Source organism: Bifidobacterium sp. LH_416 (assembly GCF_056357055.1).
The window spans coordinates 253,273-268,558 of record NZ_JBKEVJ010000004.1 but is presented as its reverse complement, the minus strand read 5'-3'; the positions used below and the strand labels follow the sequence as shown (position 1 = coordinate 268,558).

The window sequence follows — 15,286 nt, the reverse complement described above, 5'->3', positions numbered from 1 at the left end:
TGCGATTCCATACAAGAAAGCCCGCCACACGGCGGGCTTTCTGCGTTTACCCTGCGACGCTCGCGACGCTATCGCTGCTCGCTGCTACGAAGAGCCCACTGGGCTCTTCGTCACACGATCTTCGGCATCGGGGTAGTGAGGCTGGTGGTCAGGTTCACGTGAGCCAGACCGGCGCCAGCGTGCACTTCCACCTTCTTCAGGGTCACGGTGCGCTCGTCTTCCGGAGCACGATCGTTGTCGGTCATGGTAGCCGGGGACTTGACGGCCACGAAGGCGAGATCATCCAGCGAGATGCCAGCGGACTGGCACAGCTTGTTGGCTTCAGCCAAGGAATCCAGGAAGCCGTCCTTAAGCAGCACGCGCTCAGCCGGCACACCGTAGGCATGCTCAGCAACCCACTTGGCATTGTCGATGATCGGCATACCCTTGTGGCTGTGCTGGGCCGGCGGCATGGAGCCGTTGGTCAGCACGTCCACGAAAGCGTCAATCTGGTCGGCGAGACCATCGCCGCCATCACGGTACAGGTTGCCGATAATCGGGTCACGGAACTCCAGCTTGGCAGCGGTTTCACGCAGTTCAGGAATCTGATCGTCCTCGCCTTCCCACAGGTTGATGAGCGGGAATGCCGGAATATCGAGCTTCTCCAAGCGATCAACATGGAACGGGTAGCGCCATGCGAGTTCTTCGTCGTCACGCCAAGTGGAGGCGCGGGTCACCACGATGGCGGCGGACGGCCACTGAGCGCCGTATTCACGGCAGGCGATATCCAACCACTTCTGGGCGCCAGCGTCGGTGCCGTAACCGGCTTCGACGATGACCACATCGTGCAGGGCGCACGCCATTTCCACGGCGATCAAGGTCGGAATGCCGATGGACACGTTGGCGAACGGGCCGCCGTGCACGTAGACCGGGGAGCCGTTCACGGTTTCGGTCAGGGCCGGCTTGACGGCATCGGCCAGGATGCCGGTGATGCGCCACAGATCCACGAATTCACCGAAGGTCACGGCCTTGCCATCCTTGGTGCCGGCGATCATCTTGGAGACACGATCGGCGATCTCATCCATAGAGCGGGAGAGCACCACAATCTGCATGAGCTCGCAGGTCGGGGTGAGCACCATCTTCTCCTTGACGTTGCCCTTGCCGTAATCCACGGCGATGGAGCGCAGGGAGCGGCTCGGCACTTCGGAAACGCGCGGCACGAGAATATCGTCCAGCTTGCCTTCGTCCACAGCCTTCTCAGCGAAGGAGACGAGCAGGTTCTGGGCGGCCTCAATAGAGCCCATTTCACCGCACAGACCCCAGTCGATGAGTTCCGGGTGAGTCAGGGATGCCTTGCCGCCACCGGAGGCACCGCCCTTGGAACCAGCTGCGGTGATGCCCATGCTCGGCTGGCGCAGCACTGCGGTTGCGTCAATGCCGCGCTTGTTCAGAGCGTCAATCAGGGCAATGGTGGTGGTGGTCTTGCCCTCGCCACGGGATGCCTTGAGCGGCGTATCGGCGGTGACAAGCACCACCTTGCCGTGCTTGCGCGGGGCATCCGGGTTTTCGGCCAGGTATTTCATGTAGCCGAAGGCGTCGATCTTCTTGACCAGACCGTACTGGCTGGTGAAGTCTTCAATAGTGGTCATTGATAGGCCTTTCTATTTGATCTGATGCGGATTAAAAATCGGACATGTGGAAGCCGTTCTTCATCTCCATGCTGCGAGTGTAGAGCACGGAGTCAAGCAGCTTCTCAGTTTCTTCCTTGAGCTGGTCAGCCATCGTCTGGTTGGCGGCGGCGAGAATACCGCGCACCTCAGTGTTGCGAGTGGCTTCAATAATCTCGTCCGGAGTCATCGGCTGCACGTCACCGTCCACGTTGTCTGCCTCGAACTCCTCTTCGGCAGCCGACTGTGCGGCTTCCTCAGCGGCGGTCAGACCAAGACGAGCCACCTGCTCATCGGTGGCGGCCACCAGACGGTGACCCATTGCGCCGGTCTTCTCCTGGTAACGCTCGACCGCGTTGGCGGTGGAGCGGAATGCGCCATCGCACAGGGCGGCGATGATGCGGTTGGCCCAGTAGAAGTTCTCGGAGGTCACACGGGTGGTGGTGTCTTCGAGGTAGGCGGGCGTGGTGTCCACGTTCGGGAAGAACGGCACCAGCGTGTTGAACGGGTTGGAGCCGTAAGCCATCCACTGCACAGCACGGGATGCCTGCGGGCGGTATGGGCGAATCTGCAGCACGGCAAGCTGGCTCTGACGGTTGATGCCAATCGGACGGTACATGTGGCGAGTGCGCTCATCGCCCAGCTGCCCGTACGGGTCAAACGGAGTGCCCTGGTAGTGGGAGCTCAGCACGTACTTAATGTCTTCGATGGTCACCTTGCGCTCAGGCTGGCGAGCCCACGGAATGTCGTTGGATTCCGGCTTGTGGTCGGCATCCGGGCCGTCCCAGACCTCGTCGTACGGGTTGAGGAAGCGCTGCATGGACCATGCGCGCGGGGTGTTGTAGACGTGGTCGGAATCGGAGTGGGAGCCGAAAGCGTCGCGCGGGTTGAACGGGGTGGTGTTCTCCACGGCCAGATCCAGATGGTTGGCTTCGATGAACTCGGCCAGATCGGCGGAGCACATGTGATCTTCCTGATCGCCCAGAGCGTCGGCCAGATCGAATTCGTCAATGCCCAGCTGGTTCGGCATGGTCACGTATGCCTCATCCGGCACGCGCTTGGCGATCCAGTGATGACCGCCCACGGTCTCCAGCCACCAGATTTCGTCCACATCGGAGAAGGCGACGCCGTTCATCTCGTAGGTGCCGTATTCCTCGAGCAGAGCGCCGAGACGCTGCACACCTTCGCGTGCGGTCTTGATGTACGGCAGCACAATGGTCAGGAAGTCCTCTTCGCCGATGCCGCCGGCCACTTCGGGCTCATTGCCCTTGGCCGGGGTGTATTCCACGAATGGATCAGCACCGAGCACGCGCTCGTTGGTGGTCAGGGTTTCGGTGGCGCTCATGGCCACGTTTGCCTCGTTCACACCGGCCTCGCCCCAAATGCCTTCCTTGAGGTCGGCGTTCGGCACTGCAGTGTACTGCAGCGGATTGTCCGGCAGATTGATGGTCAGATGGGAGATGACCGACTTGTATTCACGCGGCTGCTCCTCCGGCTTCACCACGATGAAGCGCTTCGGGTTGAATTCGCCGTTTGCGGAATCCTCGTTACGAGCGATGATGGTGGAGCCGTCGTAGCTCGCATCCTTGCCTACCAGAATGGTGGTGCAGGCCATGTGCTGTTATGTCCTTTCTAATCTCGACTTCCCCTCTAGAACCTTGGCTCCCCTTGTCAGGGGAGCTGGCGCCGAAGGCGACTGAGGGGTAGTTCTATAGCAGGCGAAAGCCTGCAGAAAAACTATCGGCTAAAGCCGATTCCTTATAAAAATCACGCCTTGCCGGTGACGAACATGCCGCCCTGGTCAGGGGCTTCGCCGCATTCGCGCAGCTTGTGCAGCAGCTCGTTCATCCAGAATCCCTGATTCAAGCCAGGCAGTGGTTCCTTTGTGGCCCAAACGTGCAGGTAGTAATCATGATCCTTGTCCGGCGGCTGCGGGCCGTTGTATCGCATAATCACGGCCGGATCGTTATCGCGCCCCACGAACTTGGATGCGGAGGAATTGCGGCCCTGCACGGCTTCGGGAATCATGGCCGGCATCTGGCGGGAGAAGTCCGGCGGAATGGCAAGCGCATGCGAATCATTGAAATCGAACATCAATGCGTCGATGGGCAGATTCGCCACAGTCCAATGAATCCATTCAAAGCCGCAGACCGGAATGGAATCAGGGTCAGTGAATGTCCAGTGCAGATAGCGGGCCTCCGGGTTCACCTCGTCCACGTAGAACGGGAAGGAGATGACTGGGACGCCGCCCGCCCGATATTCGGGCGCGGCTGCCTTGGCGAAATCGTCAGGCACCACCGTGAAATCAGCGGAAATCTTCATACGCTCCAGTGTATCGCGGGGCATGTTACCGCCAAATCTGCTGCGATAACAGCTTCGCATCCTTTCTGCGCGACTGATATTGCAGCCGGCACTGTCGCGCATATCAAACGAGGGTCTCTTCCAAGCGGAAGAAACCCTCGTGATTAGGCGATGATTGCCTAGCTAATTACTGCATCAGGCCTGACGACGGCGGTAAATCACCACGCTAGCGCCAGCAACCAGCAATGCGACTGCGGCGAATGCAATCACCAGCACACTGCTGCCGGTATTGGTCAGCTTCTGCTGCTTATTGGCAGTGTTGTTCTTGTTGGTGGTACCGCTCGGCTTGGTGGTGTTCTGGTTGTTATCGCCACCGTTGTTCTGGTCGTTGGAACCACTGTTGTTATTGTTGTTGCCCTGATTGTTATTGTTCTGGCCTGCAACAACGGTTACCGGGGTCCAACCGAGGAGGTTGCCGTCGTTGTCGTAGAGGGCGATCTTGTGGTCGCCATTTACGGTGTCGGACGGAATCTGATACTCGACGTAGGCCTTGCCATCCTTGTCCACGCGCACTGCAGAAGCCTTGCCGTCGGCGGAGCTCAGCTGCTTCGGCGTGGAGTAAATGTAGCCAGTCCAGTAGCAGTACTGGCCGGAGGCGATGGCGGCCTGGCAAGCAGCAGTGTCCTTGAGGCTGTCCACGTACACGCGGTAGGTGGAGCCGGCGGTGGCCTTGCCGTCGTTAGAACCCTCGACACCATTCTTGTTGGCATCGGTCAGCTGCTCTGAAGCAACCGGACCATTAGCGGCGGCCTTGGTGGTGAAGTCCTTGACTTCCTGCATAGCCTTGGGGTTTTCCATCGCATTCGGAACGAACTGGGAGCCGTCCTTGAAGGTCAGCACAATGCCGGAGTACATCATGGAAGCCGGATCCTTGGCAGTGGCTCCAGACTTAGCAGTGTTGAACAGCATTTCTGCAGGATCAGCGGTACCGCTGTATCCCCAGTTGCCGTACTTGGTGTTTGCCAGCAAACCTGGAATCACAGACTCAATGTCGCCAGAAGCGGGCAGAGTCTTATTCGACTGATCTTCAGCCTTCACCGTATTACCACGGTTGAACCATTGACCAATCACAGCCTGAGAATGAGCGGTGATGTATGGAGCGGCGATATCACTAACCTTATAGATGGATCCAGAGGTGTCCTCATCGTCCGAGACGGCACCAGTTGTGCAATCCCACGCAGAGCGGACGGCCCAGCCAATAGCCCAGTCATCACTGTTGAAGGTACCGTTCACGCTATAAATGCGGTTCAGCGTGGTGGAGTAGCAAATCTTGGACACTTCGTTAATCAACGACGGGTCAACCGTGTAATGGGCCTTGAGACCAGCAGTGTGCACACCCAGGTCGGCCACAGACTGGCTGTCAAGGGTCACCGGGGTCTTTCCTTCCAAATCGATGACCTTCACCTGCACGCCACCAAAAATGTTCGCTACAGTGCCGTTCAGAGAAGTATAGTCACCGCTGCCACTAATGGTATCGCCCGAAATAAGGGCGAACGTTACCGTCGATGACGGCTTCTGAAGGCCGCGATAGAACACATCCACCGTCTGAGTGGCAGCGGAAGCAGTGAATACCGGAGCGGTGTAGTTATACGCAGTAGCCGAAGCACCAAGTGCCGGCAAATCGCCATTATTCATGGTGGACAGCACACCGTACGGCTGGCCTGGAGTCAGTCCGGTCAGCGTCACCTTGAATGCTGCGGACTGGTCAACGTTGGAATAATCCGCACCGTGAATCAGCGCCGTGGACGGAGCCTCAACATTGCTGATGGTCGGGCCGGCGGCAGTTGCAGCCTGAGCCTTGGGCGCAGCCTGCTTGGTGGTCTTCTTGGCCTGCTGCTTCTCAGCGGTAGCCGGAGCCGGAGTCTTGGCAGCATCCTTAGCGGCCTCGTTCTGATCAGCCTGTGCCTGAGCGGCATCGGTCTGAGCCTGCGTGGCCTGTGCATCGGCAGTGGCCTGCTGCGACTGCGTTGTCTGAGGCGTGGTATCAGTGCCGGCAGTATCGTCGGCGTACGCCGTGCCAGCGCCTGCGAGCATCATGCTCAAACCGGCGAGGACGGCAACAACTTTGCCCATCTTCTTCATGGAAATCCCCTTAAATAGGGTGCAGCCACCGTGACTACACTCCTAAGGCGGAACAATACCCCCCCCCCGAGGTCAAAACCGTTTCGGAAGATGGACACATGGGGGCGAAAATGAACAAACCTCCCTCATCAGAGGGAAGCAAAAATCACCAACTGTCTACGGAATGAGAGCGCAGAAGAGGGCTTCGAAGGTGAGCAGAGGGTTACCGTTGCCTGCCAAACGCTTGCGAGCATGAGCCACTTCGTCAAGGCGAGCCACAGCACCCGCGCGATTAAGCCTTACGGACAGCTCAGTAATTGCCGTACGATTCTCAAGATTGATGAGCCCCACCGAATCCTCAGCATTGTTCTGCAATACGGCCACATCACGGTAGATGGAGGCCACGGAGTTCAGCGCACGGTCGAGCACGTCACGCGTGCGACGAGTGGAGTAACGCTTCACGTCATCTTTTTTGGCCACCTGATTGAATGCGCCACGCAATTTCGGGGGTATACGCTCCCCTTCAGCAAGACCATTGATACGACGGAATTCCGCCTCCTGCTTGCTGGACCATTCGTTGGCATCCGCTTCAGCCTGACCTTTGGCGTTATCAATCAGATTGCCGGCAAGTATCACGGCATCTGAAGCGCGGGCGAGGTTCAATACGCCAACAATCAGCTCGTCACGGTCGGACATGACGCGCTCATTTGTGGCATAGAGGCGCGCAATACCAATGTGGCCTTCAGACAGACGGGCTGCGCGTTGAGCAATCTTCGGTTCGGCACCCGTGTTGGCAGTGAGGAAATCAGCAACCGCAGCAGTGGATGGCACGGCCAGATTCACCACGCGACAGCGGGAACGGATGGTCGGCAGCACGTCCTGCGCGCTGGGGGCGCACAGCAGCCAAATGCACCGCTCTGCCGGCTCCTCGATTTCCTTCAAGAGCACGTTGGTGGTGCGCTCGAGCATGCGATCGACATCTTCGATAATGATGATGCGCCACGGTGCAGTGGCCGGCATCTGCTCAGAGGTGGTGATGATGTCACGCACCTGATCGATACCAATAGTCACCTTGTTAGTGGTGAGCACCGTAACATCTGGATGCGTACCGGCAAGCACCTGCTGCGTGACGCGCGTAGGTTCGGCACTCATGCCGTGGTCCGGGCTTTCTAACGCTGCCGCGAAAGCGCGAGCCATATTGGAACGGCCGGAGCCGGGAGGCCCGCAAATCAGCCATGATTGTGTGATTTGACTCGGCTCACCTTGCGCGATGCGGCTCAGCATGTCCACGACGGGCTTCTGCCCCACCAATGAATCCCACACGCTCATTACGTCTCCCCCGTCCCCGTTGCCAGCGCTGTTTCGCCTTCCAATTACTGTAGCAATCCGGAAATATCCGTTTCGATGGCGAGCCATACCTGCTCGATGGATTGGCTGGCATCAATCACGCGGAATCGGTTCGGTTCTGCAGCGGCCAAGTCGAGGAAAGCTTGGCGTGTACGGGATTGGAAGTCATCGCCCGCAGATTCCATACGGTCTTCGGCATGCTGGAGGCGATTATGAGACATCGCCGGATCCATATCCAGTAAATATGTGCGAGCAGGCAGCAGATTATTGGTGGCCCACATGCTTAAATCGCGGATTTCCTTGAGAGTCAGTTCGCGGCCACCGGCCTGGTAGGCCAAGGAGGAATCCAAGTACCGGTCGGTGATGACCACTTCGCCGCGTTCCAGCGCTGGGCGAATCGTTTCGGCTACATGTTGGGCTCGGTCTGCAGCGAAGAGCAGCGCTTCGGCGCGCGGAGCGATATCAGCTGAGCCGTTAACGCCGTGCAGCAGCATTTGGCGGATTGCCGCTCCCAGCGCCGTGCCGCCCGGTTCGCGCGTGACCACTACCGTGCGGCCATGAGCTTCCAAATATGCGCGCAGCCGCTCAACTTGCGTGGTTTTACCCACGCCATCAACGCCTTCAAACGAAATAAACAGACCGGTCATACGACCGACCTTAGCGTTAGGCACCGAGTTGCGTGTTGACTTGTTGAAGCAGAGCCAAGATGATGTGAGGCTATTTCTTCTTGGGCTTGGCGGCTACTACTGCCGGGCGGGTGAAGCCTTCGTTGGCGGTGAGCCAGTCGATATCGGCCTTCACTGTGGCAGCGGTGGAACCGAGCTTTTCCGCAATACGCGTATTGGCCCAGCCCTTATTCGCCAGCTTCTTGACTTCAGCACGGCGTTCAGCACGCTTGGCCTCAACAGCGCTCATCTTGGGAGCGGCTGCGGCTTTGCCCTTACCCTTGCCAGCGGCAGCGCCACGTCCGCGACCACGACCACGTGTGGACGGACCAGCTGCACGCTTTTCAGCAAGCAGGCGGAACGCATCATCCGGCGTAATGGATTCCGGCGTGTACTGACGCGGCACGGTGCGGTTGGTTTCACCATCCGTAATGTATGCGCCGAATCGGCCATCCTTGATGGTCACATTCTTGCCGGTAGCCGGGTCAGTGCCGAGCTCACGCAGCGGCGGTTTAGCAGCACCACGGCCACGTCCGCGGCCATACTTCGGCTGGGAGAACAGCTCCTTGGCCTTGTTCAGGTCAACGGTAAAAATCTCATCTTCGGAAGCGAGCGAACGCGTTTCGGACTTGCCATCCGCGCCGGTCTTGGTCAGGTACGGGCCGTAACGACCGTTATTAGCGGAAACCGTGCATTCGGAGACCTCGCCGGTTTCGGCATTGGTCTCCTCATACTTGCCCACTTCACGAGGCAAGCTCAGCAAACGCAGTGCGTCCTCCAAAGACAGCGATTCCGGGCTCATCGTTTTGAACAGCGAAGCCATCTTCGGGCGCGGCGCTTCCTTCGCACCCTCAGGGGTAGGCAGAATCAACGCCACGTACGGACCGAATCGACCATTGCGCACTTCCACCGTGCCACCCGTGGCCGGATCAGTACCGAGCTCGCGCGGACCACCGGAATGGTTGTCAATCAGGTCACGCGCCACAGCAACCGTCAGCTCATCTGGAGCGATAGTGTCCGGCAAGGAAGCACGCTTCGGATTGCCTTCGGCATCCATATGCTCCATGTCTTCCAAGTACGGACCGTAACGGCCGACACGCACATGAAGCCCCTCGCCAATATCGATGGTGTTGATGGCTCGTGCGTCAATCTCGCCAAGCTGAGCCACCTGCTGCTGCAAGCCTTCATGGGCTTCGTCGGCATTATGCGCAGCGCCCTCGCCAGAACCGAAGTAGAAACGGGTCAGCCAATCGCGGCCGGTTTCCTCACCGTGAGCAATACGATCAAGACCGTTTTCCATTTCTGCAGTGAACTGATAGTCCACCAGCTTCGGGAAGTTCTGTTCCAGAAGCTTGACTACAGAGAATGCCAGCCAGCTTGGAATCAGCGCACGTCCGCGCTCATAGACATAGCCACGATCCATGATGGTGGAGATGATGCTGGCGTACGTAGACGGGCGGCCGATTTCCTTGGCTTCCAGGGTCTTAACCAGCGTGGCCTCAGTGTAGCGAGCCGGCGGCTGGGTTTCGTGGCCATCCGGCTCCACGCTGGTGGCATCAACACGCTGGCCAACGGTCATCGGCGGCAAGGATGCGTTGGACTCAGAGGCATCGCCCTTGGTCTTAGCGGCAGCCTCAGCAGCACCAGCGGCAGCAGAACCCGAAGCGGCACCAGTCGCGGCCTTCTTACGCCCTTCACCGGTCGCCTTCATAAAGCCCGGGAATTCAATCACCGTGCCAGAAGCCTGGAATACAGCTTCACCCTCATTGGCACCAGCCGGAGCGGACAAGCGAACAGTAGCAGTAGAACCAGTGGCATCAGCCATCTGGCAGGCGAGCGTACGCTGCCAAATCAACGTGTACAGTCGCAGCTGATCAACCGGCAGCTTGGATGCCAACTCATCAGGATCATGGAAGCGCGAACCAGCTGGGCGAATACATTCGTGGGCCTCCTGCGCACCTGCAGTCTTGGTCGCATACTGCTTAGGTTCGGCGGAAAGGAACGCCTCGCCAAAGTGATAGCTCACCGCATTGCGGGCCGCTGCAATAGCTTCCTGAGACAGCGTCACCGAATCGGTTCGCATATACGTGATGTAACCGTTCTCATACAGGCTTTGTGCCGCGCGCATCACCGCGCGAGCGCCCATACCCAAACGATTGCCTGCGGTCTGCTGCAACGTCGAGGTGGTAAACGGCGGTTGCGGACGGCGACGGTATGGCTTGGTCTCCATAGACATCACCGTAAAATCAGCGTTTTTCAGCGTTTCAGCCACGGCCGTTGCGGAAGCCTCATCCAACTGGCGAACATTGGCCTTGAATCCGTCCGGCGTGAGCTGACCGTCAGCACCGAAGTCTTTGGAACCGGCGAGCCGCTTGCCGCCAAGGGAAATCATGCGAGCGCAGAATTCAGCAGTCTCCCCTTGCGCATCCGGCGCGGCAAGAGTCACCACAATATCCCAGTACGGTGCACGCTTGAACGCCATGCGCTCACGTTCGCGCTCCACAATCAGGCGAGTAGCCACAGACTGCACGCGGCCGGCCGACAATCCCGGTCCAACCTTGCGCCACAGCACCGGGGAAAGCTCATAGCCATACAGACGGTCGAGAATACGGCGGGTTTCCTGAGCGTCCACCATATTGCCATCAACATCACGCGTCTTGGTCAACGAATCATTGATGGCGTTCTTGGTAATCTCGTGGAACACCATGCGCTTAACCGGTACCTTGGGCTTGAGCGTCTGCACCAAGTGCCATGCGATAGCCTCACCCTCGCGATCCTCATCAGTTGCGAGGTAGAGTTCGTCAGCGTTTTTCAGCGCAGACTTCAACTCACTGACCGTGCGCTTCTTATCGCCATCCACAATGTAGTAAGGCTTGAAGCCGTCGTTCACATCCACGCCGAACTTGCCGAACTTGGCCTTGTCCGCCGCGGGAACCTGACTGGGCTGTGCGAGGTCACGAATATGGCCAACCGATGCCATGACGGTGTATCCCTTGCCCAGGTAGTCACCGATCTTGTGAGCCTTAGTTGGAGACTCCACGATCACGAGCTTGGTAGCCATGCCCTCTCCTTATATCTCCTTGAAACGCACGGTGTTTCTGGCGTCATAATACTCATGGTTTATGCTCAACTGCCAAATTTGCGGCCGGTTGACGGCCAAATACGCTGTTTTCAGCATCTTTGGCAGTACTTCTGGGTATTACTTCGGCTGCGCTGGCGGTGCAGGCGGCGCACCGATCAAGCCGAGTCGGCTCAGCGGTGCTGCAGTAATATGGCGCAGCGCCAGCAACAAACCGAATGCGAGCGCGGCAATACCAGACACACTCACCACAGCACTGACAATGGCACCCTCTACTGACCAGGAAGCTTCGATATTCAAGCCCGGCAGTACCTGCCAAATCACGTACGCGCTGTACGCCAGAAGCAGCAATCCGCCAGTAATCAGCACACTGCCTGCAATCTGCACGCTCACTGAGGAGACGCGGCGGCCGGGATCATCCATGCCGGAGGTGCGCGTGAATGCCAATGTAATCAAAGCCAGGCCCGCGACCAGCAGAATCGACATCAGCACGTCCGATGTGCGGTGCCACTGCCCCACCATCACTGATACGCCTACCAGTACCGACCAGATGCCGCCGACTACAGCGGCCAGCGCACGCGCGGCTCGCGGCACGGCAATCAGCAGCAATACTGCACTGGCTGCAGCCAGCATGGTGTGGCCGGAAGGCGCGGAATTAGCGACCGGTGAGTCGGTCTGAATGATGAACGGGCGCGGCAGCAGCTGTTTGATTTGGGTGACGGCAAGGCACACTGCAGCAAATACTGCCATCTGCCCGACCAGCCACCAGCGGCGACGCACCAAGGCAATAATCACGCCAATGCCGCCAAGCACACAGCTCACTGCAATAACAAGCCAGGATTGCGCCACCGCGTAAATCACGCCTGATATCCAGACCGGCACATGGGCGGGCAGCTGGCTCCACACGATTTCGTCATACGACTGACCGTTTTCGGTGTAGACGCACAGCCACCAAATACCGAATGCGACCAGAATCAACAGCACGCCGAACACTGCGCACAGCACGCGGCTGGAAATGCGCGGGCGAACGGTCAGCGGATCAAGTCGGGCAAGACCTCGGTCAAGATCATCGCTCAATCTATGATCGAACATATCCGCGTCGTCGGTATTGCGAGCCGGGCTCGATACTGGGCCGAGCGCCGCCAACGGATCGTGGACCGCGGAATCAATCGAATCAATAGAGCCGACCATGTTTGCAGGCGCGTGCGGATCGCGAATTACAGGATGCTGTGCGTCATTCATACCCATGACTGTACGGCCGCGCCCCGGACAGTGGCGTGTAAGAGTCGTGGCTCAGGGCCAAATCCGCACAAACAGACGCTAGTGGGCGAGCTAATCGATGTACAAAGTCACAATGCGCAGCACATGCGAAAGAGAGGCGAGGAAATAGAAAACCCCCACGCACCCGCAAGAGGCCACTTACCCTTGCTGCATTCCTGCCCTGGGGGAGTTGGGTGACATAGCGCCGCGTGGAGGCTTTGTTCAGTGTAAAGACATGCGTGGACTATCGCAACTCCACCAGCGGCTTCATCAACAACTCCACCCACAACTCACCCACAACTCCCATGCCTTCAGCCAGCGTCCAGCAGCCTTTCAGCAGGCATCGTTCAATCATCAAATTTGTGAGAATTCGGCGCAAATACACTCCGCCCAAGGTGGAAATCACCCAAAAATTAGCTCTATTTTCAGCACCCATGGTTACGGTGTCATGCATGGCTTCATATCAACGTCGCGCACGTGCCGGCAGCAATGGCCCCGCCACTCGCAAACCGCGCACCACACAAAGCAAGACCGCCGGCAGCCACAGCACCAGCCACCGCCGCAATCATAAGAAAAAAGGCGGCAACGGCAAGCATCGCGTATTGAAGTGGATTCTTCGGATTTTCCTCGGCCTTCTCGGCCTAGGCATTCTGACCGGCATCGGCGTATTCGCATACCTGTACGCCACCACCGAAGTGCCGCAGCCGGAAAAATTCGCGCTGGCAGAGAAAACCACGGTGTATTACTCGGACGGCACTACCGCCATCGGCTCATATGCAGAGCAGAATCGTGAGATTATTTCCTGCACCGACTTGCCGGATTACATCGGCAACGCCATCGTGGCATCCGAAAACCGCACATTCTATACGGATAAAGGCATCGACTTAAAAGGCATCGCCCGCGCATTCCTGAACAATGTGACCACGGGAACCCGCCAAGGTGGCTCTACTATTACCCAGCAGTACGCTGAACGCTACTATCTCGGCGAAACCACCACGTACGCGGGCAAGGCTCGCGAGGCGATTCTGGCTATCAAAATTGCACAAACTGAATCTAAGGAAGAAGTGCTGTGCAATTACATGAATACGATTTATCTGGGCCGTAATTCGTACGGCATTCAGGCAGCCGCCAAAGCCTACTTCAATAAGGATGCCAAGGACTTGACGCTGTCTGAAGCTGCGATGATTGCGGGCATTATTCCAGCGCCTTCCACATGGGATCCGGCCGACAACCCAAATATTGCCAAGCAGCGATTCAAGCGCGTGCTGAACATCATGCAGGAAGACGGATACATTACCGCCAAAGAACGTAAGGCAGCCGCTTTCCCGGAGACCGCTGCGGTAGCGCAACAGAATGAGTATCAGGGGCCCAACGGCTATCTGCTCACCATGGTGCGCCAGGAATTGGTGGATTCCAAGGCCTTCACCAAGGAAGACTTGGATACCGGCGGCTACAAGATCGTCACCACCATTGATAAAGCCAAACAGGATGTTATGCAGTCTGTGGGCGACGCGCGCGTCAATGGCATGCCAGATACCTTGCAGGTTGGTGGCATCGCAGTGGAGCAAAAAACCGGTGCCGTGGTAAGTATTTACGCCGGTTCTGATTATCTGACAAAGCCGCTCAACAACGCTAATCAGGCAGTATTCGAGCCTGGCTCAACTATGAAACCGTTCGCGCTACTTGGCGCAGCTCAGGAGGGCGTGAGCTTCGATACGAAGTTCAACGGCAACTCGCATCAGCATTTCTCCGGTATTTCCGCGGAAGTCAATAATGCGTTGAACATCAACTGGGGCAATATCAACCTCTATCAGGCCACTGCGAACTCAGTGAACACAGTGTTCATGAATGTGAACGAACATCTGACTCCGCAACGCACAGCAAAGATCGCACATGAGGCAGGCATTACCGGCGATATTGATGAGACTTCGCCGTACAACGTGCTGGGCATCAACGCGCTGACTGTATGGGATTTGGCTCAGGGACACTCGACTATCGCTAATAATGGCGTGAAAAATACGCTGCACATGGTGTCTCAGGTGCTTGATTCGAATGGTAAGAACCTGTACAAAGCGCCTAGTGAGAATAAGAAAGTGTTCGATGCCAACGATTGCGAGCTTGTGCAGAAGGCTATGCTCGGCACTACAACCACCGGTACTGCATCTAGTGTGTCTCGCGCGCTCGGCGGCCGCCAGGTGGCCGGTAAGTCCGGCACTGCGAATGATGAGCTTGCCGCTTCATTCGTGGGGTATACGCCAAGTTTGATGAATGTGTGGGCTATTTGGAACCCGGATGCTGACGGTAATCCGCAGGTTGTGCCCGCTTTCGGCGGCTATGGCGTGACGTCTACCGGATATCCGGCACATTTGTTCACTGAATATATGTCTCAGGCGTTGAAGGGCACTGCAGTTGAGCAGTTCACCACGCCTAAGGACACCGGTAAAATCGGCGGACCTGATGGCACGTGGGGCTTGGGCAGCGGTTCTTCATCGTCCTCTGACTCGTCCAGCAATAGCCAGCAGTCCACTACCGAGGGCAATTCCTCGTCGTCTTCCGGCACTGGATCGAACAGCCAGTCTTCTACTCCGGATTGTTCCACGAATCCAAGCTCAGCTGCATGCCAGAACAGCTCCAATAGTTCCAATAGCAGTAATGGCAACGAGAGTACGGATTCGTCGGGCGGCTCGAGTGGAAGCGACGAATCCGGAGGCGGCAACAGCAGCGGCTCCGATTCCGGTGGCGACACCGGAACAGGGGATGGCAGCTCGACCGGAGGTAATTCTTAAACCGATTTTGCTGCATATATGACTGTGGGCTCCTTGCAGATTTTGCAAGGAGCCCACATTGGGTTTTATGCGGCTATAGCC

10 protein-coding genes and 1 other RNA gene are annotated in these 15,286 nt (G+C 57.8%); 1 reads left to right on the top strand and 10 read right to left on the bottom strand.

Annotated elements, in window-relative coordinates; translation table 11 throughout:
* Window positions 1–110 precede the first annotated feature (110 nt).
* The 10 genes from AC1AY0_RS09405 to AC1AY0_RS09360 all read right to left on the bottom strand — a co-directional run bounded on the left by AC1AY0_RS09405 (window position 111) and on the right by AC1AY0_RS09360 (window position 12,855).
* The gene (locus AC1AY0_RS09405) at window positions 111–1,628 is read right to left on the bottom strand and encodes a formate--tetrahydrofolate ligase (RefSeq protein WP_476526296.1); all 1,518 of its coding nucleotides are present in this window, start codon (window positions 1,626–1,628) and stop codon (window positions 111–113) included.
* A gap of 31 nt (window positions 1,629–1,659) precedes the next feature.
* Window positions 1,660–3,261: a C69 family dipeptidase gene (locus AC1AY0_RS09400; RefSeq protein ID WP_476526294.1), complete on the bottom strand. Its 1,602-nt coding sequence runs from the start codon at window positions 3,259–3,261 to the stop codon at window positions 1,660–1,662.
* A 152-nt stretch (window positions 3,262–3,413) separates the two neighbouring features.
* Window positions 3,414–3,968 carry a YbhB/YbcL family Raf kinase inhibitor-like protein gene (locus tag AC1AY0_RS09395; RefSeq protein WP_033890810.1) on the bottom strand — a complete coding sequence of 185 codons (555 nt, stop codon included), beginning with the start codon at window positions 3,966–3,968 and terminating at the stop codon, window positions 3,414–3,416.
* A 174-nt stretch (window positions 3,969–4,142) separates the two neighbouring features.
* On the bottom strand, window positions 4,143–6,089 hold the full coding sequence (locus AC1AY0_RS09390; protein WP_476526292.1) for a hypothetical protein: 1,947 nt from the start codon (window positions 6,087–6,089) through the stop codon (window positions 4,143–4,145).
* Between the two features lie 156 nt (window positions 6,090–6,245).
* Window positions 6,246–7,397 (bottom strand): DNA polymerase III subunit delta', encoded by a 1,152-nt coding sequence (locus AC1AY0_RS09385; protein WP_476526291.1) that lies wholly within the window; start codon window positions 7,395–7,397, stop codon window positions 6,246–6,248.
* Window positions 7,398–7,441: 44 nt separating this feature from the next.
* The gene (gene tmk / locus AC1AY0_RS09380; protein WP_476526321.1) at window positions 7,442–8,062 is read right to left on the bottom strand and encodes a dTMP kinase; all 621 of its coding nucleotides are present in this window, start codon (window positions 8,060–8,062) and stop codon (window positions 7,442–7,444) included.
* A gap of 70 nt (window positions 8,063–8,132) precedes the next feature.
* Window positions 8,133–11,141: a type I DNA topoisomerase gene (gene topA / locus AC1AY0_RS09375; protein ID WP_476526290.1), complete on the bottom strand. Its 3,009-nt coding sequence runs from the start codon at window positions 11,139–11,141 to the stop codon at window positions 8,133–8,135.
* A gap of 138 nt (window positions 11,142–11,279) precedes the next feature.
* Window positions 11,280–12,401, bottom strand: a complete 1,122-nt coding sequence (locus AC1AY0_RS09370; RefSeq protein WP_476526289.1) for a phosphatase PAP2 family protein — start codon at window positions 12,399–12,401, stop codon at window positions 11,280–11,282.
* Between the two features lie 143 nt (window positions 12,402–12,544).
* An RNA gene (gene ffs / locus AC1AY0_RS09365) (signal recognition particle sRNA small type) lies at window positions 12,545–12,641 on the bottom strand.
* 22 nt (window positions 12,642–12,663) lie between these two features.
* Entirely contained in the window at window positions 12,664–12,855 is a 192-nt protein-coding gene (locus AC1AY0_RS09360) for a hypothetical protein (RefSeq protein WP_476526287.1), read from the bottom strand.
* A 16-nt stretch (window positions 12,856–12,871) separates the two neighbouring features.
* Here AC1AY0_RS09360 and AC1AY0_RS09355 point away from each other — a divergent pair, with 16 nt between their 5' ends.
* Window positions 12,872–15,205, top strand: coding sequence for a transglycosylase domain-containing protein (locus tag AC1AY0_RS09355; protein ID WP_165781884.1), 2,334 nt, complete (start codon window positions 12,872–12,874; stop codon window positions 15,203–15,205).
* The last annotated feature ends 81 nt before the right edge of the window (window positions 15,206–15,286 follow it).